Raw genomic sequence first — 19,189 nt, 5'->3', positions numbered from 1 at the left:
ACAAATTTAAAATTTGTAATCCCTGTTTTAATTTTCATTTTTTGAAGGATATTGAGTTTTTTTGTCTAATATATAATAGATTAGAGATAAAATTTAACATTAATTAGGAGGTGCTTTAATGAAAGATGGTAAAATCTATTTTTTAATGGTGCTTACTGCATTATTTTGGGCAGGAGCATTCATTGCAGCGAAACTTTCTTCGCCATATATCCCAGCTTTTACACTAACGTTTCTTAGATTTTTGATAGCTACACTAGTATTATATGTGGTGATTTTGATTAAAGAAAAAAGTTTATATAAGCTAAAGAAAAAGGATATACCTGTATTTTTATTTACAGGAATAGTAGGGATGGTTGGATACCATATTTTCTTTTTTACATCGGTTAAATACACTACTGCTATTAATTCCTCAATAATAGGTGCTTCTAATCCTATAATAACTACTATTTTATGTTTTTTATTTCTTAGGGAAAAAATTAGTTTTAAAAGATTTATAGGAATTATTATTTCTTTTACAGGAGTATTTTTAACCATAACAAATGGTGATTTGTCAAGTTTAGGAAATATTAATTTAAATAAGGGAGATCTTATTATGCTTTTAGCGGTATTATGTTGGGCATCATATGCAGTTTATAGTAAAAAAGTTATGCCGCTATATTCACCGATTGTCTTAACTTTTTATAGTTTCCTTTTTTGCACATTGTTTTTAGTCCCATTTGTGATATATGAAAATCCTATATCATCATTAAGTAATGTTCCTTATTATGCTTATGCTGCAGTTGTATATATGAGTATATTTGCATCTGTAATAGGATATTTTGTTCAGCAGATGGCTATAAAACAAATAGGACCTAGTAAAACTTCTATTTTTATAAATTTAGTTCCTGTGTTTTCAATAATACTTTCAGTTATAATATTAAAAGAAACTGTAACTATTATGAAAATATTTGCCGCGGGACTTATTATTATAGGAGTTTATATTTGTCAAAAATCTAATTAGGTGTGTTGTTTTAATTAAAATAATCCTCTATTATATATGAAATTTAACATATTTTTGATTTTTTAGTATGTTTTAAACTTGTTTAGGCAAAATAATATGTGAAATTGAATTATATACATATAGAGGAGAATTATTATGAATATTGGAATTTTTACAGATTCATATTATCCACAAATAAGTGGAGTGGTTACTTCCACTACAATCTTAAAAAATGAATTGGATAAGCTTGGACATAATGTTACTATTGTAACAGTTGCATATCCAGATATAGATGTAGACAATTCTGATGTTATAAGATTACCTAGTATACCATTTTTACCTTGGAAAGAACAGAGAATAGGAGCAATATACTCACATAAAATTATGAATAAAATTAAAAAATTAAATTTGGATATAATACATACTCAAACTGAATTTAGTATTGGTTTATTTGGAAGAATTGTAGCTAATAGGCTAGGGATTCCAGTTATACATACGTATCATACAATGTATGAGGACTATGTTCATTATATTTCAAGAGGGGTCATGCTAAAACCAGCTTCAAACTTTGCAAAGAAAGCTAGTAAACTGTACTGTAATGGGTGCAATAGCGTAATAGTACCTAGTAAAAAGGTGAGAGATATATTAATGAATTATGGAGTAAATAATGAAATAGAGGTTATACCTACAGGAATAGATTTAGAATCTTTTAAAAAAGATAACTATGATTATAATACAATTATTAATATGAAAAAATCTTTAGGTATAGAAAAGGAACAACCTGTTGTATTATATATAGGAAGGGTAGCTAAGGAAAAAAGCATAGATATAATTATAAACAGTATGTTTAAACTTGTTAAAAGAATACCTGATGTAAAGTTATTAATTGTAGGAGATGGACCAGAAAAAAATAATTTGGACATTTTAGCTAAGAGCATAGGTATTGATAATTCAGTAATATTTACAGGAGAAAAAAATTGGAATGAAATTGGGAAATACTATAAAATGGGAGATGTGTTTGTAAGCGCTTCTAAAACAGAGACTCAAGGGATAACATTTATAGAAGCTATGGCAGCAGGAATCCCAGTAGTAGCGAAGTATGATAGAAATTTAGATGGGGTAATAGAGGATAAGGTTAATGGAAGAATATTCAATGAGCAGTATGAACTAGCTAATATTTTATTTGATATTATAATGAATAAAGATAAAGCCTATAAAATGTCTAAAAAAGCTTATGAATATGTAGAAAATTTATCTTCTGTATGCTTTGGAAAGCATGTAGAAGCGGTTTATAATAAGGTAATAAAAAAAGCATATAGCATGCAACGATATTCATAGAGAATATTAATTAAAACTCTGCAAAAGCAGAGCTTTAATTTTAAAAAGAATTGATATAATATATAGAAAAACCCTATATTTTTTATAATACAGGGTTTTTACAAGATAATTTAGAGGTGATTTTAGGATTTATTATTTTTTGTTTTATTATTAGAAGGATTAATTTGAGTAATTAATCCTTCTTGGGCCATTTCATAGCTTGTAGAATTTGGATTTAGAATATTTGACCTATTATCATTATTTTTTTTAGTTGCTTTTTTAGGTTGAGTTTTCTTGCCCATTACATTTCTCCTTTTATTATAATAATTATTATACAAATATAATATTCCTATTTATAAGGGTTACTATGTATCAGTTTATAAATGCTTTATAAAATTGTATGAATTATAATAAATATCTTTTAAAAAGAGGAAATAAAGTTCAAATAGATGATATTGAACTAGAGTATATTAAATTACTAAATGAATTAAGTAGTTCATAAGGATATATTGAGGAGGTAATAATATGAATAAAAATGTTTTGAAAATAATTTTATATATAGTTTGTTGTGGTGGCGGTGGGTTTGCTTTAGGATATTTTGTTTTAAGTAGTATGTTTTAACAAAAACTATTTTTGATAACGTTTACTACAATTAAGGTCTTGTTATATTTAACTGGGAGTGAAGTGGAGTGGAAAAATGTATTGTATGTGGTAAAACAGCAGAAAAGCATCACATAGTGTATAAAAATCAAGGTGGAATAGATATTCCTTTAAATTATGTATACTTGTGCTTCGAACATCACAGGGGAATAGAAGGTCCACACAAAAATAGAAAGATAGATTTAAAATATAAACTAAAGTTTCAAAATGAATTAAAAAATATTCTTACAAAAGACTTTTATAGTATGAGCGAATTAATAAAATTATTAAATATTAATCCAAGACAATCAAACATATTATTGACTCAGATAAAAAAATATAAATTAGGTTATAGAAAAAATGATATAATAAAAAGAATTATGGGCGGAAGAATATACGAATAATATTTCTGCTTTTTTAGTATAATTGAATTTTATTATAAAAATTAGATATATTTTTATATTTGTATTTTATAAATTAAATAGTGAATTGATTAAACTAACAAATATATATATAATAGATGCATAAATTAAATAGTGTAGGTGATAACAGTGAAAGAAAGACTTCAAAAGTATATGGCAGCATGTGGAGTTGCCTCTAGAAGAAAATGCGAGGAAATTATTTTACAAGAAAGAGTTAAGGCCAACAATGTGATTATAAAGGAGTTAGGGTTTAAAGTAGATCCAGAAAAAGATAATATATATGTTGATTCAAAATTAATTCAATTAGAAGAAAATAAAATTTATGTTGTACTGAATAAACCAGAAGGATATGTTTCTACTGTAAAGGATGAAAAAGGAAGAAAAACTTTGTTAGATATAGTTAAAGTAAATGAGAGGATTTATCCAATTGGAAGATTAGATTATAATACCTCTGGTTTGATTTTGCTAACGAATGATGGAAATATATATAATAAGGTAATTCATCCGAGACAACAAATTAATAAGGTGTATATTGCTAAAATAAAAGGAATTCCTACAGAAGATAAAATATCTACATTTTGTAATGGAATTGATATAGATGGTTATATAACATCTAAAGCTGATTTTAAAATTATAAAAAAACTTAATGATAGTTGTGTAGTTAAAATTACTATTCATGAAGGTAAAAATAGGCAGATAAGACGTATGTGTGAGAAAATAGGACACTTAGTAATTAGCTTAAAGAGAATTTCCATAGGTAAAATTAAATTAGAAGAATTAAAAATAGGTGAATGGAGACATCTAGATGAAAAGGAAATAGACTATTTACAAAATTTATAATATAAACAAAGTGAAATTGTAATATATTAATATTAATGGTATATATTATAGTGAATTAGATGAATTTTGTATTGCGCATTATTTTAATTGATGTTAAAATGAAATAAAAATTTCATTTTTCTGTAATCAAGAAAGAAAGGATTGAAAAAACTATGGATGAAAATAACCAACAAGATTTGATGCGAACTATACAAATGAAATTTCCAAGGTTGAGCAAAGGTCAAAAGTTGATTGCTGAATATATATTAAAACATTATGATAAGGCAGCATTTATGACAGCTGCAAAATTAGGAACAAGTGTTGGAGTAAGCGAATCAACGGTTGTTAGATTTGCAAATGAACTTGGATTTAGTGGATACCCAAAACTTCAAAAAGCTTTACATGATTTGATTAAAAATAAATTAACAACAGTGCAAAGAATTGAACTATCTAATAATCTTATAAATCAAGAAAATGCTTTAAAAGGTGTATTAAAAGCTGATATGGAAAATATAAGATCTACTTTAGAAAAAATTAATCATAAAGATTTTGAAGAGGTAGTTAACAGTATTTTTAGAGCTAAAAATATTTATATTATTGGGCTTAGAAGTTCAACAGCATTATCTGAATTTTTAGGTTTTTATTTAAATGTAATGTTAGATAATGTTAGAGTTGTTAAACATGGTATCAGTGATGTTTTTGAACAAATCATAAATATAGATAAAGATGATTTATTAATTGGTATTGGTTTCCCACGTTATTCTTCTGGTACTATACAAACATTAGATTTTGCACGTAGCAGAGGAGCAAAAGTAGTTGCAATAACAGATAGTTTATTATCTCCTTTAGCAACAAAGGCTGAATATACATTGATAGCACAAAGCAATATGGCTTCTTTTGTGGATTCTTTAGTTGCACCGCTTAGTGTAATAAATGCTTTAATAGTTGCTGTTGGATTAAGGGAAAAAGAAAAAATATCAGGTATGTTTAAAGAATTAGAATCGATTTGGGAAGAATATCATGTTTTTTCTCATAAAAAAGAAGAATAGGATATTATTTAAAAGCAAGAATTAGTTAAATATATTTTACAAATTCTTGCTTTGTTTTATATTTATAAGAATTTAGTTTATGAAATATATAGGACTAAGTTTTTATTCACTGTTTATAATTGAGAATAATTAAGAGGTGAACTTATGAAAAAAGTTGTAGTTATTGGCGGAGGACCAGCGGGAATGATGGCAGCAATTTATGCTGCTGAAAATTATAAAGTTACTCTTATAGAAAAGAATGAGAAACTTGGAAAAAAACTATTTATTACTGGTAAAGGTAGATGCAATATCACGAATAACAAAGATATAAGTGAATTTTTTGAAAACATACATGGAAATCCTAATTTCCTTTATAGTAGTTTATATTCTTTTACTAATGAAAATACAAAGGAGTTTTTTGGAAAACTCGGTGTTAAATTAAAAGTTGAACGAGGAGATAGAATATTTCCTGAATCAGACAAGTCATCTGATATAATTAAAGCTTTTGAAAGAGCATTGCAAACAAAAAATGTTGATATAATGCTAAATTCTAAAATCAAGGAAATAATTAGTAAAGATAATAAAATAATCAAAGTTATTGTAGATAATGATAAAGAAATAAAAGGAGATTATTTTATATTTGCTACTGGAGGTTTATCCTATCCCCAAACTGGATCAACAGGTGAGGGATTAGATTTTGCTAAAAAAGTTGGTCACAATGTTATTAAACCCAAACCTTCTTTGGTTCCAATAGAAGTAAAAGAAACGTGGATAAAAGAACTTCAAGGATTATCTTTAAGAAATATAGAATTTTCAATAAAAGGTGAAAAAAATAAAATTTTTTATACAGCTTTTGGTGAGATGATATTTACTCATTTTGGTATTTCAGGTCCAGTTGTATTAAGTGGAAGTAGAATTGTTAATTCAAAACCAAATCTTAAAGCGGTAATTAATTTAAAGCCTGCTTTAAGTTTTGAAGAACTAGATAAACGAATTCAAAAAGATTTTAATAAATATTGTAACAAAGATTTTAAAAATGCACTTAATGATTTATTACCTAAAAAAATTATAGATAAAGTAATTGAATTAAGTGGTATTGATGAAAATAAAAAAGTTAATTCTATTACTAGAGAAGAAAGAAGAAATTTGATTGATTTATTGCAAAATTTTGAGTTGAGTATAAAGGGACTAAGATCTATAGATGAAGCTATAGTTACAGCTGGAGGAGTAGACGTAAAAGAAATAGATCCTTCCACTATGAAATCAAAAGTAGTAGATAATCTATATTTTGCTGGAGAAATGATAGATGTAGATGCAGTTACAGGTGGATATAACTTGCAGATAGCTTTATCAACAGGATATTTAGCTGGTATTCATGTGGGAAAGGTTGAAAATTAATTTTATAAAGGATTTTATTGTTTTTTCTCGAATATATAATGTGTGTGTTAGAAAGCACTAAAACGGCTAGGAAGATTGCTAGAAAGGGGTAGTAAATTGAAAATTTCGGTTGCAATTGATGGACCAGCGGGAGCGGGTAAAAGTACTATTGCTAAAATGGTTAGTGAAAGATTTAATCTCATGTACATAAATACTGGATCAATGTATAGAGCAGTTACGTTAAAAGCTATGGAAAAAGGAATAGCTTTTAATGATATAGAAAGTTTGTGTGAGCTTATAGATAATATGGAAATGCATTTTGAAAATAATGATTTAATTGTTAATGAGGAGAATGTAAGTGATAAGCTTACAATGCCTGAAATATCTAATAATGTATCAAATTATGCGGCTGTTTTAGAAGTAAGAAAAAAGTTAGTCCAGATTCAAAGAAAGATATCTCAAAAATATAATGTAATTATGGATGGAAGAGATATTGGTACTTTTGTATTAAAATATGCATCTTTTAAATTTTTTTTGACTGCTTCTGCAGAAGAAAGGGCAAAAAGACGTTATAAAGAATTGGTTTTAAAAAACGTAGATGTTAATTATGAAAATATATTAGAAGAGATAAAGAAAAGAGATTATATAGATTCCACTAGAAAAATTAATCCTTTAAAGAAAGCTGAGGATGCCATTGAAATAGATTCTACAAATATGAGTATTGAAGATGTTGTAAATAAAATTTGTTCATGTATACAGAGCAAAATATCATAACAAGGCAAAGGTAGTGATATTATGAAGAATATTGTATTAGCAGATAAAGCTGGTTTTTGTTTTGGGGTTAAAAGAGCTGTAGAAAAAGTATTGAAATATAAGGAAAAATATAATAAACCAATATATACTTTAGGTCCATTAATTCATAATAATGATGTTGTGGAATATTTAAAATCTAAAGATATATATCCTATTGAAATAAATGAATTAGATCAGTTAAATGAAGGTAATATAGTTATAATAAGATCTCATGGCGTATCGCCTGAAATTATAGAGACTTTGGAGAAAAAAAAGTTAATAGTGGCAGATGCAACATGTCCTCATGTATCTAATATTCATGAAAAAGTAAAAAAATACTATAAACTAGGATATGGTACAATAATAGTTGGGGATTTTAAGCATCCAGAAGTAATAGGTATTGATGGCTGGTGTAATAATTGCGCTATAATATCTAAAGATGGTTCAAATATAGATGAAACTCCCAATAAAGTATGTGTAGTAGCACAAACTACTGAGAAACAAGAAAATTGGAAAAAAGTATTAAAAGTAGTAGAGCAAAAATCAAAGGAAATTGTAAGTTTTAATACTATTTGCAATGCCACTCAAATCAGACAAAAAGCTGCTTATGATATTTCGAAAAAGGTAGATACTATGGTTGTCATAGGTGGGTACCATAGTTCTAATACAACAAAATTATTTGAGATATGTAAAGAAAATTGTAGTAATACCATTCATGTTGAAAATGCAGGGCAAATTCCTGATGAAATAATAAAAACCAGTATAAATATAGGTGTTACAGCTGGAGCTTCTACACCTGATTGGATTATAAAGGAGGCAATAATAAAAATGAGTGAAAACAAAGATTTACAAGGTAATGAGCAATTAGCTTATATGGAACAAAATGATGTTCAGATTGCTGTTGGTGATACAGTAAAAGGTAAAATTATTTCTTTAAATGAAAAAGAAGCATTTGTAGACATTAAGTATAAAAAAGATGGAATTCTTCCTTTAAAAGAAGTTACTAAAGCGCAAGATGTAAAGTTAACTGATATGTTAAAAGATGGAGATGAAATAGAAGTTAAAATAATAAGTTTAAGAAATGATGATGGATATGTGGTTTTATCTAAAATTGAAATCGAGAGAGAATTGGCTTATAAAGAGTTAAAAAAAGCTTTTGAAAATAAAGATATTTTAAAAATATCTATTAGTGAAGTTGTTAAAGGTGGATTGATAGGAAGATATAGAGGTGTAAGAGTATTTGTACCAGCTTCACATATAGAACTATTCCATGTGGAAAAATTAGATAAGTATATTGGGCAAATTTTTGAGACAAATGTAATTGAGTATAAAGTACAAAAAAGGGGAACTAGAATAGTAGCTTCAAGAAGAGAAATATTATTAAAAGAAAAACAAGAAAAAGAAGAAAAAGCTTGGGAAACAATTGAAAAAGGTCAAATAATAGAAGGAAAAGTAAAAAGGTTAACTAATTTTGGTGCTTTTGTTGATGTAAACGGTGTTGATGGGTTGCTTCATGTGTCAGAAATATCATGGGGAAGAATTGAAAGACCTAAAAATGTATTAAATATAAATGATAAAATAAAAGTTTATATTTTAGATGCGGATAAAGAAAATAAAAAATTATCTTTAAGTATTAAAAAATTAATACAAAATCCATGGGATAATGTTGATGAAAAATATCCAAATGGAAATGTCGTGCTGGGTAAAATTGTGCGTTTTGCCGATTTTGGAGCATTCGTGGAATTAGAACCTGGTGTTGATGGATTAGTGCATGTTTCTGAAATAAGTCACAAAAGAATAGATAAGCCAAGTGATATGTTACAAATTGGAGAAGAAATTAAGGCTAAAATATTAAATGTAGATAAAGAACAAAAGAAAATTAGTTTAAGTATAAAAGAAGTAGAATAGTATTAAATAATATTTATTTTAAATTCAATGAATAATACAATAAGACCATAAGTATAGAAAACTTCTATATTTATGGTCTTAAATTTAGCATATATTTTTCAATTATATTAAATAAATATAATATAGTTCTAGTAATATTTTCGTAAAGTGTAATATATAATTTATTAGTAGAAATATAGGGGGAAGATTCCGTGAAGAATGCTAGAACTGTCAAATATAATTATGACATTTCTGAAAAAGAGAGTGTTATTATAAAAAGAGTTTTAGATAGATATGATTTTGAGGTTGTAAGTTTAAAAAAAGCAAGGAGTGCTTATAAGGTCAAAACTAATGAGGGTAATATTTGTTTAAAAAGGTTTAAACATGGTAAATACAAAGCTGAAAATGGAAGAATTTTAGTTGAAGAACTAGCAAAAAATAATTTTTTCAATACTGCAAAATATATTAAAACTAAAAATTATAATATGTTTGTTAAATATAAACGATTTTTTTTCTATGCTACAGAGTGGATTGATGGTGATGAATGTGATTTTAATAAGATTAGTGAAGCTACTAATTGTGCAAAACTTTTAGCACGGTTTCATAAAGCAGCAAAAATAGAACCAGGAAAACTTAAAATACAAAATAATTTAAAAAATTTGCCTCAAATATATAAAAATAAATTATATGATTTTGATAAGTACAAACAATTTATATCTAAGAGAATGATAAAGAATAACTTTGATTTGATATATCTAAAAAATATAGATGAATTCTATAATAGAGGTATAATTACTTTAAGAATATTAAATGATTCTGAATATTATAGATTATCACAAAAAGCAAGCATAGAGAACACTATATGTCATGATAGCTTTTACTATCAAAATATAATAAACAAGAATAATGAATATTATATAATTGATTTAGATAGTATAGTAGTTGATTTACAAGTAAATGATTTAGCAAAGTTTATAAGAAGGTTAATGAGTAAATCTAGCTATAGATGGGAATTTGAAAAAGCTAAAAAAATAATTGAAGCTTATAGTTCTGTAAATAAATTATCAAAAAATGAACTTGAAATTATATTAGCAATAATAATATTTCCTCATAAATTTTGGAAAATAGGTAGAAAACGATATATAAAACATAAAAATTGGAATGAATATAAATATATTCAAAAACTTAATAAAATATTGGCCAATAGTGAATTACAGGAAAAATTTTTGCAAGAATATATTAAATACCTAGAGAGGTATGAGTAGTATACGTGTAATTAATATTATAATAGATAAGAAGGTAAAATTATGTATGAGGTTACTAGTTTAACTAAAAACAATATGGGTGAGTTTAAAAAACTGAATGCATTAAAAGATGAATTCAATAGAGTAAATAAAGATTATTTTAAGATATACAATAGATTAAATTCATTTCAAAAATTTTTATTAAGGAAAAAAGTAAGATTGCTAAAGTATAATTACGAATATATTGGATATATATGGATAGGGAATACATCAAAATCAAATTGCGAAATTAGTGCTATGAACATAATAGGACATATTAATGAAATAGAAGGTTTTAAGAACTTATTAAGTATATTAAAACCATATTCAGTATTGATTTATGAATGTGAAAAAAAAGATTGTAATTTTAAAGTTTTAGAAGAACTTGGATTTAAAAAGCATAAAGGGATAATAGAAATGACAAATATATTAAATAAAGTTATAAATATAGAAATTCCAATTGATATTTCTTTTGAAAAACTAATAAGAGGTAAAGATGAAAAGCTTAGATGTATTATACAAAATAAAATATTTGAAAAAAATGATAGAGTGCCATTAAATATTGATGATATTTATTATGATGAAATGCAAAGCTATTATTATGATGATGGAGCTATATTTATAAAAAAAGGTAATTGTTATATAGGATATGGTCAGATAATTGTTAAAGAAGGAATTTGTTATATAGTTAATTTTGGTATTTTAAAAGAATATCATAATAATGGATATGGTAAAATTTTTTTAACATATTTGCTTAATTTTATTTATAATAAGAGAAAAAATATTGTTAAAATTAAAGTGGATTCAGATAATTATAATGCGGTGAAATTATATAAAAGTTTAGGATTTAATGAAGATAAAGAAGTATATAAGTGGAGTTTAGATACTTAATTACAAGTAAAAGAGCATCAAAATGATGCTCTTTTACTTGTAATTAGTTATTTCGCCTACAATATTATCATTAGCAATATATGATGACTTTAGATTGATTATACTTGTATTTGAAATTTTATTAAAGTAGCTTCTATCGGCAATACAATTAAATTTTAAATTTTCATTTTGTTTTTCATCTTGTTGTTTTGCATCATACATAAAATCACTCCTTATTTATAGTATATCCATATAGCAGCAGACTAATAATATATGTATAAGAGCTTTAGTATTGGTTTATAATATTGGTTTGAAGACTATATATAGTATTAACAAAATTAGAAATAAAGACTTTGAATAAGATTAATGGTGGTGATAATGATGAATATGGATATTAAACCTATTGTTGTAGTAAGTAAATGCTTAGGTTTTGAGGCTTGTAGATATAATGGACAAATGAGTAATGATGAATTTATTAAAAAACTTAAACAGTACGTTGAATTTATAACAGTATGTCCTGAAGTGGAAATAGGTTTGCAAATTCCAAGAGATGCTATAAGAATAGTAAAGGTGAATGATAACTTAAAGCTTATTCAACCTAAAACAGGTAAGGATTATACGAAGACTATGTTTGAATTTTCAAAGGAGTTTTTAGAAGGATTAAATGAAGTAGATGGATTTATACTAAAAAGTAGATCACCGTCTTGCGGAATTAAAGATGTGAAAATATATAATGGACTTGTAAAGGGGGCTTCTTGTACTAAAGGTAAAGGTATTTTTGGAGAAATGGCTATAGAAAAATTTCCAAATGTTGTAGTAGAAGATGAGGGAAGATTAAAAGATTTTAAAATAAGAGAACATTTTTTAACAAAACTTTTTATAATAAGTGATTTTAAAAGAATAAGAAAACTTGAAACTATGTACGAGCTTGATAATTTTCATAAGAGAAATAAGTTGTTATTTTCTATGTATAATAAAACACAATTAAAAGTTCTAAATGATATTATTAAAAATAGACAAAATAAAAAAGTTAATGAAGTTTTTAAAGAATATGAGAAATGCCTAGCTTTAGTTTTTGCAAGAAAAGCACGACAAACTTCCCAAATAAATTCTTTAATAGAGTGTCTAAATTATTTTTCTGAAAAAATAGAAGAAAAGGAAAAAAAGTTTGTAATAGATACTATAGAAAAATATAAAGAGGGACATATACCTTTTAATGTTCCATTGTACTTGGTTAAATCATATGCAGTAAGATTTAATGATAAAACTTTGTTAGAACAAAGCTTTTTTAATCCTTATCCGGATGAACTTGTAGAAATGCGTGATTCAGGGAAAGTTTTAACATAAGAATATTGCTAAGCAATATTCTTATGTTGTGTATCAATAAATTACATCAGTTAAAAATAGTCCATGAGCAGGAGCAGTAGGACCTGCTAAAGAACGATCTTTTTGATTTAGTATATTTTTAACTTCTTCTATAGTTAAATTACCTAAACCTACTTCTATTAAAGTACCAACTAAAATTCTTATCATTTTATAGAGAAAACCATTTCCGCAAAAAACAATATCAATATTTCCGTTCTTTTCTATAAAGTTAATATAATTTATTTCTCTAATCGTAGATTTTTTCTTGGATTTTAAGGCGGTAAAGCTCTTGAAATCATGACTTCCTATAAAAAGTAAAGAAGCCTCACGCATTTTTTCTATATCCAATTTATCTTTAACATGGTAGGAATATTTTCTGTTAAAAATATCATGAAACTTATTGTTGCATATTTTGTAAGTGTATATTTTTTGAGAAACATGATATCTAGAATGAAATAGTTCATCAACTTCTTCTGCATTTTTAATAATGATATCCATAGGTAAATATTTATAACAGTAATCTAAAATTTTACTAGTTGAAACAGTAGAATTAGTCTTGAAATTTGCAATTTGATTTTTACTATGAACGCCGGCATCAGTTCTACCAGAAGCTATTAGATTTATTTCTTCATTTGTAAGTTCGCTTAATATTTTTTCTATTTTATATTGAAGTGTATTGTTATTGTTGCCTAATTTTTGCCAACCTTTATATTTGCTTCCATCATACTCAATAGTGAGTTTTATATTTCTCATTTTTAATCTCCTCATTCATTTTATTATAGTGTTAAATTTATGCTATTATAATTCTAAAGTATTTTAATTCAATACGCAAATTTTTATTTAATATGATTAAGTTTGTTATAGAAAATTTTAAAATAAATAGTAAAATTCTCTAAATAGTATGGTTAACATAAATTTGATACTTAAGGTATATTTATGTTAGACTTAATTGTAATTTTTAAATTAGTATAAAGAATAATTTTTTAAGAACGTGAGGCAAAATTATGGGAAAAGCATTATTTATTATGGAAAAACCTTCTGTTGCCATGGAATTTGTTAAGGTATTAAAATTAAAAGGTATCAAGGGAAATGGGTATTTTGAAGAGAGTAAAGCAATATTTACATGGTGTGTAGGTCATATGGTTACTATGAGTTATCCAGAAGTTTATGATAAAAGACTAAAAAAATGGTCTTTAGGAACGATTCCTTTTTTACCTAAAGAGTATAAATATGAAATTATTCCTCAAGTGTCAAAACAATTCGAAATAGTTAAACAGTTGCTTTTAAGAAAAGATGTAGATGTTATTTATGTTTGTACTGACTCAGGTAGAGAGGGAGAATATATATATAGATTAGTAGATATGATGGTTGGAGTAAAAGATAAGGTTAAAAAGAGAGTATGGATTGATTCTCAAACAGAGGAAGAAATAAAAAGAGGAGTTCGTGAAGCAAAACTGCTTTCAGAATATGATGCTCTTTCGGATGCAGCATATTTAAGAGCAAAAGAGGATTACTTATTAGGAATAAATTTTTCAAGACTTTTAACGCTTATATATGGGAAAACTGTATCAAATATCATAAATGAGAAAAATTCTGTATTGGCTGTCGGGCGGGTAATGTCTTGTGTTTTAGGAATGGTAGTAGATAGAGAAATTGAGATAAGAAATTTTATTCAAACATCATTTTATAAAATTGTATCTATTTTTAAAATTGATGATACTTTATCCTATGAAGGTGAGTGGAAAGCAGATGATAGGTCTAAATATTTCGAATCAAATTTGCTATATAGTGAAAATGGATTTAAAAGTAAAGAAGAGGCAGAAAAGCTTATAAATGAATTACAAAACAACTGCTTGAATGATACAGCAATAGTAGAAAAAATTAATAAGAAAAAAGAAAACAAAAATGCACCACTTTTATTTAATTTAGCAGAGCTTCAAAATGAATGTTCTAAAAAATTCAAGATAAATCCAGATCAAACTTTGAGTAAAATTCAAAACTTATATGAGAAGAAAATGTTAACTTATCCTAGAACTGATGCTAGGGTTTTATCGAAAGCAGTAGCAAAAGAAATACATAAAAATATTAAGAAGTTAACTTATTTTAATGACTCGCAAATTAAAGTTATTGCAAGTAAAATAATAAAAGAAAAAAGTTATGAAAATTTAGAGAAAACTAAATATGTAGATGATAAAAAAATAACAGATCATTATGCAATTATTCCTACAGGAGAAGGATTTGAAAATTATAATTCTTTGAGCAATTTAGAAAAGGAAATATATGATTTAGTAGTAAGAAGATTTTTAGCTATATTTTATCCACCAGCAAAATACAGTAAAATATCAGTTCAAACTAAAATTGGTGAAGAAAGATTTTTTACTACTAGTAAAGTTTGTGTTGAAAATGGATATTTAGATGTAATAAATATGAAATTTAGAGATGATACAAAAAAGAAAGATATGAAATTTTTAAATGATTTAAAAAAAGGACAAAATGTACAAATTGATAAATTAACTATGAAAGAAGGAAGAACATCTCCACCTAAAAGGTATACTACTGGAGCTATTATTATTGCTATGGAGAATGCTGGAAAACTTATTGAAGATGATGAATTAAGAGAGCAAATTAAAAGAAGTGGAATAGGAACTAGTGCTACTCGTGCTGAAATATTAAAAAAATTAGATAGGATAGAGTACCTAAAAACAAATTCTAAAACTCAAGTATTGTCTCCAACGGTTAAAGGAGAAATCATATATAATGTCATAAAAAGTTCCATACCTACTCTTTTGAATCCTACTTTAACAGCTAGTTGGGAAAAAGGACTTTCATTAGTTGCAGAAAAAAATATTACCGCGGAAGAATTTATGAATAAATTAGAAGGTTATGTTAGAAAGAATGTTCAAAATGTATTAAAAAATAGTAATGTAATAAATGTTAAGTATTTGATTTCCACAGTTAAAGAAAATAAAAGTATTAATATAAATCAAGAGAAAATTAATGAAGTTTTAGGAGTGTGTCCACTTTGTAATGCAGGAAGAATTGTAAAGAATAATAAAGGCTATGGATGTGATAATTGGAAGAGTGGATGTAAATTTTTTATAGCAAATATATGTGGTATTACTATATCTATAGATCAAATTAAAAAATTAATAAAATATGGAAGTACAGATATTATCAAAGGGTTTAAATCAAAAAAAGGTAATATGTTTAATGCAAGATTAATTTTGAATAAAAACAAAATAGAATTTAAATTTGATTAATTAAATATACTAGGAGACTATAAATCCTAGTATATTTATATTTTTGCAGCTATTTCTTTTAATTTGTCTGCAGTTGAATTTAAGCTTTCTAATGCACTAGTTATTTCTTCTATTGAGCCCACTTGTTCCTCAAAAATATCGTTTGATTTATTTACTTTATGTGATATATTTGCAACAGAATCTTGAATGTTTTTTAGAACAATATTTATTTCACCTATAGATTCTTTACTGGAGCTTGATAATTTTCTTATTTCCTGAGCTACTACACTAAACCCTTTTCCAAATTCACCAGCACGAGATGATTCGATAGCTGCATTTAATCCTAATAAATTGGTTTGCTGAGCTATGTTTGCTACAAATTTTAATATTTCATCAGTATTTTCAGTTTGTTGTTTTGTTTTGTCAACATTTGATTCAATTTCAGAATTTGCTGTTACTATTTTTTGAACATTACAGGAAATATCGTTGATTCCTAATGTTATTTGAGATAAAGAGGTAGCTAAAGTTTCTGATAAGTTTAACATTTCGGTTTGTCTTTTTAAGCTCCTAACTAAGTTAAAAGATCCAATAACTTTGTTGTTTTCTTTTATAGGAATACCGATTACTTTTATATCAATACCAAAAACTTCTTTAGGAACAATATTAGAGAGTGGTTTTGCTGCTTTCATGCATTGGTAAGCAGTACTTGCGCTAGGGACAGGACTATTTTCTTTCACATTCAATGAAAAAGTTTTTCCATCAACATATTTTAAAAAATTCTTAGTGTTTGTAATAGAAAAAGCTAAGTCGTCTTCTAAAAAATATTCAAAATATGGAATCAAATTATTAAATGATTTCATAAGTTCATTTTTATTAATAGCTGTAATCATTTTAATCAATCCTTTCATGAAAATAAAAATATATTACAAGAAAATTATACAATTAAATTGTATGTTTTTCAAATAATTCCAAAACATATAATTTATATACTTAAAATAATAAATAGTGTGATTTATATTGAAAAAACATTTAAAATAGTGTGTAATTCTATCTAATATGAGAATTGAGATGTTTGTATTATATTGATTTTTATGGTAAAATTCATAAAAACAGATTACTATTTAAATTTATGTTAGTACATAAGATAAATGTAAGGGGGAAGAATTTTGAGAAAAAATATAACAAGTATTTTTATTTTATTTTTTTTAATGGGAAATATATTTTATAGTTTTGGAAATAATACTGATTTAGTTATGGCAAGTACAATTGAAGGAAATACAAGATCAAATATAAGTAACCTTGGTTACATGTGTAAAGATGAAAAAAATATCTATTATTCAAATATATCTGATGGAAGCAAGCTATATGAAATTTCAATTGATGGGAATAGTGAAAATAAAATAAGCGAAGATATACCTAATTATATAAATGTAGTTGGAGATTGGATTTATTATTCAAGCGTTAAAGATGGATTTAGAATATATAAAATTAAAAAGGATGGTTCACAAAAAACTAGGGTGAATAAGGATAGTTCTTATTGGCTTCAAATAGTAGGAGATTGGGTTTACTATGGAAAAAGGGATAGAAAAGGACAAAAGCTTTATAAAATAAAAGTTGATGGTACTGATAGAACTAAAATATCCGATGATAATATATATGGATTTACTGTAATAGGAGATTGGATGTATTATTCTAATGAAAGTGATGAACATAAAATTTATAAAATAAAGACAGATGGAAGTAATAAAATAAAAATAAATGATGATAATTCTTTTTACATAAGTGTAGTGGGAAATAATATTTATTATCAAAATTATTCTGATGGGCGAAAAATATATAAAATAGGTATTGATGGAAAAAATAAAATAAAAATAAATGATGATGATTCACAATTTATAAATATAGTTGAAGATTGGATATATTATTCAAATGTTTCAGATGATCTAAAATTATATAAAATAAAAATTGATGGAACACTCAGAACTAAATTAAATAATCAGTCATCTGGTGAAATAAATATAGTAGAAAATAATATTTATTATTGGGGAGCTTCAATTGATTTTAATCAACAAATTAAGTTAGATGCATCTAAGTTATTTGAAATTAAAAATGATGGTACAAAAGAAGCAGTATTTAAAATTGCAAGTAATGATAAAGAAACTAAAGGTATGAGTACATCTAGTATTGTTATTACTTTCATAATTATAGGAATTGGTACTGGATTAGAAATTTGGAAGATGGTTTCCTTATATAGACTAAAGAAATTTATTGGAAAGTTAAAGGTGAATTTGACTGATGATGATGCTAAAAGATATATAAATTTAATAAGAAGTTCTAGAATTATGAAAAGATCAGACACATACATATTATTACGAGAAGGAGTAGAAAAAATTAACTCATCTGAGAACATTAGTGAACAGTTAAAAGAAAAATTAAGAATTACTTTGGAAAAGAGAGGGATTTATCTTAAAAGAAAGGATAACAATGAAAATAAATAAAGTTGGTTCAAGAGGCTATATGTTTACATTTTATGAATTAAAAAACACAGAATTTGATTGTACTACTAATGTATATTTAATAAATGGTAATAACTATATTTTTATATGTGACACTTTTTTAGGTCCTGAATGTATGTATAAAGTTGAACAATTTATTAAAAAATATTTAAAAGAAAAACCAATAATAGTGTTTAATTCTCATTCAGATTGGGATCATATTTGGGGAAATTGTTATTTTAAAGATAATATAATTATAGCTCATGAAAACTGTAGAAAAGATATTATAAGATTTGGTGAGTATGAATTTTGTAAATACAGAGAGTTTAAACAAGGAAAAGTAGAAATTTATCCTCCTAATTTAGTGTTTAAAGATAGAATAACATTTGTTGATGAAGGGATAGAGTTCTTTTTTTCACCAGGTCATACTAATAATTCGGCTTCTTGCATTGATGTTTTTGATAACATAATATTTGTAGGAGATAATGTTGAAAGTCCTAAACCATATTTAAATTATAATAACTTAAAGCAATATGAAAATACTTTAAATGAATATTTAAATATAAAACCTGATACAATAATACCAGGACATGGGAGTATAGCTAATACTAATTTGATAAAATCTAATTTAGAATATATAAAAAAATGTGCTAATAGAAGTTAAATCTATTAGCATA

General features: G+C 25.5%; 18 protein-coding genes. 14 read left to right on the top strand and 4 right to left on the bottom strand.

Going from position 1 to position 19,189, the window contains the following annotated elements; translation table 11 throughout:
• The first annotated feature begins 118 nt into the window (after window positions 1-118).
• Together OW763_RS06865 and OW763_RS06860 are read left to right on the top strand one after the other, a co-directional pair.
• A complete protein-coding gene (locus OW763_RS06865; RefSeq protein WP_268040343.1) occupies window positions 119-1,000 on the top strand; it encodes a DMT family transporter in 882 nt (293 codons plus the stop codon).
• A gap of 135 nt (window positions 1,001-1,135) precedes the next feature.
• Window positions 1,136-2,317 (top strand): glycosyltransferase family 4 protein, encoded by a 1,182-nt coding sequence (locus OW763_RS06860; RefSeq protein ID WP_268040342.1) that lies wholly within the window; start codon window positions 1,136-1,138, stop codon window positions 2,315-2,317.
• A gap of 122 nt (window positions 2,318-2,439) precedes the next feature.
• On the opposite strand, the gene OW763_RS06855 is transcribed toward OW763_RS06860, so the two are convergent.
• Complete coding sequence (locus OW763_RS06855) at window positions 2,440-2,598, bottom strand: hypothetical protein (protein WP_268040341.1); 159 nt, start codon at window positions 2,596-2,598, stop codon at window positions 2,440-2,442.
• A gap of 387 nt (window positions 2,599-2,985) precedes the next feature.
• Between OW763_RS06855 and OW763_RS06850 the strand changes: the two genes are divergently transcribed.
• The 8 genes from OW763_RS06850 (at window position 2,986) to OW763_RS06815 (ending at window position 11,434) form a co-directional block, all read left to right on the top strand.
• Complete coding sequence (locus OW763_RS06850) at window positions 2,986-3,339, top strand: HNH endonuclease (protein WP_268040340.1); 354 nt, start codon at window positions 2,986-2,988, stop codon at window positions 3,337-3,339.
• Window positions 3,340-3,486: 147 nt separating this feature from the next.
• Window positions 3,487-4,197, top strand: a complete 711-nt coding sequence (locus tag OW763_RS06845; RefSeq protein ID WP_268040339.1) for a pseudouridine synthase — start codon at window positions 3,487-3,489, stop codon at window positions 4,195-4,197.
• A gap of 152 nt (window positions 4,198-4,349) precedes the next feature.
• Complete coding sequence (locus OW763_RS06840) at window positions 4,350-5,225, top strand: MurR/RpiR family transcriptional regulator (RefSeq protein WP_268040338.1); 876 nt, start codon at window positions 4,350-4,352, stop codon at window positions 5,223-5,225.
• A 144-nt stretch (window positions 5,226-5,369) separates the two neighbouring features.
• Window positions 5,370-6,602, top strand: a complete 1,233-nt coding sequence (locus OW763_RS06835; RefSeq protein WP_268040337.1) for a BaiN/RdsA family NAD(P)/FAD-dependent oxidoreductase — start codon at window positions 5,370-5,372, stop codon at window positions 6,600-6,602.
• A 96-nt stretch (window positions 6,603-6,698) separates the two neighbouring features.
• Window positions 6,699-7,355 carry a (d)CMP kinase gene (gene cmk, locus OW763_RS06830; RefSeq protein ID WP_268040336.1) on the top strand — a complete coding sequence of 219 codons (657 nt, stop codon included), beginning with the start codon at window positions 6,699-6,701 and terminating at the stop codon, window positions 7,353-7,355.
• Window positions 7,356-7,376: 21 nt separating this feature from the next.
• Window positions 7,377-9,281: a bifunctional 4-hydroxy-3-methylbut-2-enyl diphosphate reductase/30S ribosomal protein S1 gene (locus OW763_RS06825; protein WP_268040334.1), complete on the top strand. Its 1,905-nt coding sequence runs from the start codon at window positions 7,377-7,379 to the stop codon at window positions 9,279-9,281.
• A 191-nt stretch (window positions 9,282-9,472) separates the two neighbouring features.
• A complete protein-coding gene (locus OW763_RS06820) occupies window positions 9,473-10,525 on the top strand; it encodes a CotS family spore coat protein (protein ID WP_268040333.1) in 1,053 nt (350 codons plus the stop codon).
• 42 nt (window positions 10,526-10,567) lie between these two features.
• Entirely contained in the window at window positions 10,568-11,434 is an 867-nt protein-coding gene (locus tag OW763_RS06815; protein ID WP_268040331.1) for a GNAT family N-acetyltransferase, read from the top strand.
• Between the two features lie 33 nt (window positions 11,435-11,467).
• On the opposite strand, the gene OW763_RS06810 is transcribed toward OW763_RS06815, so the two are convergent.
• Window positions 11,468-11,635 carry a hypothetical protein gene (locus OW763_RS06810; RefSeq protein WP_268040330.1) on the bottom strand — a complete coding sequence of 56 codons (168 nt, stop codon included), beginning with the start codon at window positions 11,633-11,635 and terminating at the stop codon, window positions 11,468-11,470.
• 159 nt (window positions 11,636-11,794) lie between these two features.
• Here OW763_RS06810 and OW763_RS06805 point away from each other — a divergent pair, with 159 nt between their 5' ends.
• Window positions 11,795-12,760, top strand: coding sequence for a YbgA family protein (locus OW763_RS06805; RefSeq protein WP_268040329.1), 966 nt, complete (start codon window positions 11,795-11,797; stop codon window positions 12,758-12,760).
• Between the two features lie 33 nt (window positions 12,761-12,793).
• On the opposite strand, the gene truA is transcribed toward OW763_RS06805, so the two are convergent.
• Window positions 12,794-13,531: a tRNA pseudouridine(38-40) synthase TruA gene (truA, locus tag OW763_RS06800; protein WP_268040328.1), complete on the bottom strand. Its 738-nt coding sequence runs from the start codon at window positions 13,529-13,531 to the stop codon at window positions 12,794-12,796.
• A gap of 251 nt (window positions 13,532-13,782) precedes the next feature.
• Between truA and OW763_RS06795 the strand changes: the two genes are divergently transcribed.
• Entirely contained in the window at window positions 13,783-16,038 is a 2,256-nt protein-coding gene (locus OW763_RS06795; protein WP_268040327.1) for a type IA DNA topoisomerase, read from the top strand.
• Window positions 16,039-16,073: 35 nt separating this feature from the next.
• Here OW763_RS06795 and OW763_RS06790 read toward each other — a convergent pair whose 3' ends face one another.
• On the bottom strand, window positions 16,074-16,907 hold the full coding sequence (locus OW763_RS06790) for a methyl-accepting chemotaxis protein (RefSeq protein WP_268040326.1): 834 nt from the start codon (window positions 16,905-16,907) through the stop codon (window positions 16,074-16,076).
• Between the two features lie 276 nt (window positions 16,908-17,183).
• On the opposite strand from OW763_RS06790, the gene OW763_RS06785 reads away from it, so the two are divergent.
• Both OW763_RS06785 and OW763_RS06780 read left to right on the top strand, forming a co-directional pair.
• Complete coding sequence (locus OW763_RS06785; protein ID WP_268040325.1) at window positions 17,184-18,515, top strand: DUF5050 domain-containing protein; 1,332 nt, start codon at window positions 17,184-17,186, stop codon at window positions 18,513-18,515.
• Window positions 18,502-19,176 (top strand): MBL fold metallo-hydrolase, encoded by a 675-nt coding sequence (locus OW763_RS06780; RefSeq protein ID WP_268040324.1) that lies wholly within the window; start codon window positions 18,502-18,504, stop codon window positions 19,174-19,176. The genes OW763_RS06785 and OW763_RS06780 overlap by 14 nt, the downstream gene beginning before the upstream one ends.
• The last annotated feature ends 13 nt before the right edge of the window (window positions 19,177-19,189 follow it).

Source organism: Clostridium aestuarii (assembly GCF_026735135.1).
GTDB classification, from domain to species: Bacteria; Bacillota; Clostridia; order Clostridiales; family Clostridiaceae; genus Clostridium_H; species Clostridium_H aestuarii.
This window is presented reverse-complemented; position numbering and strand designations above follow the sequence as displayed.

What these genes read in the sequence shown, in the direction of transcription:
- OW763_RS06865 (WP_268040343.1), top strand. Translation starts at nt 119, where the DNA reads ATGAAAGATGGTAAAATCTATTTTTTAATGGTGCTTACTGCATTATTT.
- OW763_RS06860 (WP_268040342.1), top strand. Translation starts at nt 1,136, where the DNA reads ATGAATATTGGAATTTTTACAGATTCATATTATCCACAAATAAGTGGA.
- OW763_RS06855 (WP_268040341.1), bottom strand. Translation starts at nt 2,598, where the DNA reads ATGGGCAAGAAAACTCAACCTAAAAAAGCAACTAAAAAAAATAATGAT.
- OW763_RS06840 (WP_268040338.1), top strand. Translation starts at nt 4,350, where the DNA reads ATGGATGAAAATAACCAACAAGATTTGATGCGAACTATACAAATGAAA.
- OW763_RS06835 (WP_268040337.1), top strand. Translation starts at nt 5,370, where the DNA reads ATGAAAAAAGTTGTAGTTATTGGCGGAGGACCAGCGGGAATGATGGCA.
- OW763_RS06825 (WP_268040334.1), top strand. Translation starts at nt 7,377, where the DNA reads ATGAAGAATATTGTATTAGCAGATAAAGCTGGTTTTTGTTTTGGGGTT.
- OW763_RS06815 (WP_268040331.1), top strand. Translation starts at nt 10,568, where the DNA reads ATGTATGAGGTTACTAGTTTAACTAAAAACAATATGGGTGAGTTTAAA.
- OW763_RS06810 (WP_268040330.1), bottom strand. Translation starts at nt 11,635, where the DNA reads ATGTATGATGCAAAACAACAAGATGAAAAACAAAATGAAAATTTAAAA.
- OW763_RS06805 (WP_268040329.1), top strand. Translation starts at nt 11,795, where the DNA reads ATGAATATGGATATTAAACCTATTGTTGTAGTAAGTAAATGCTTAGGT.
- truA (WP_268040328.1), bottom strand. Translation starts at nt 13,531, where the DNA reads ATGAGAAATATAAAACTCACTATTGAGTATGATGGAAGCAAATATAAA.
- OW763_RS06795 (WP_268040327.1), top strand. Translation starts at nt 13,783, where the DNA reads ATGGGAAAAGCATTATTTATTATGGAAAAACCTTCTGTTGCCATGGAA.
- OW763_RS06790 (WP_268040326.1), bottom strand. Translation starts at nt 16,907, where the DNA reads ATGATTACAGCTATTAATAAAAATGAACTTATGAAATCATTTAATAAT.
- OW763_RS06780 (WP_268040324.1), top strand. Translation starts at nt 18,502, where the DNA reads ATGAAAATAAATAAAGTTGGTTCAAGAGGCTATATGTTTACATTTTAT.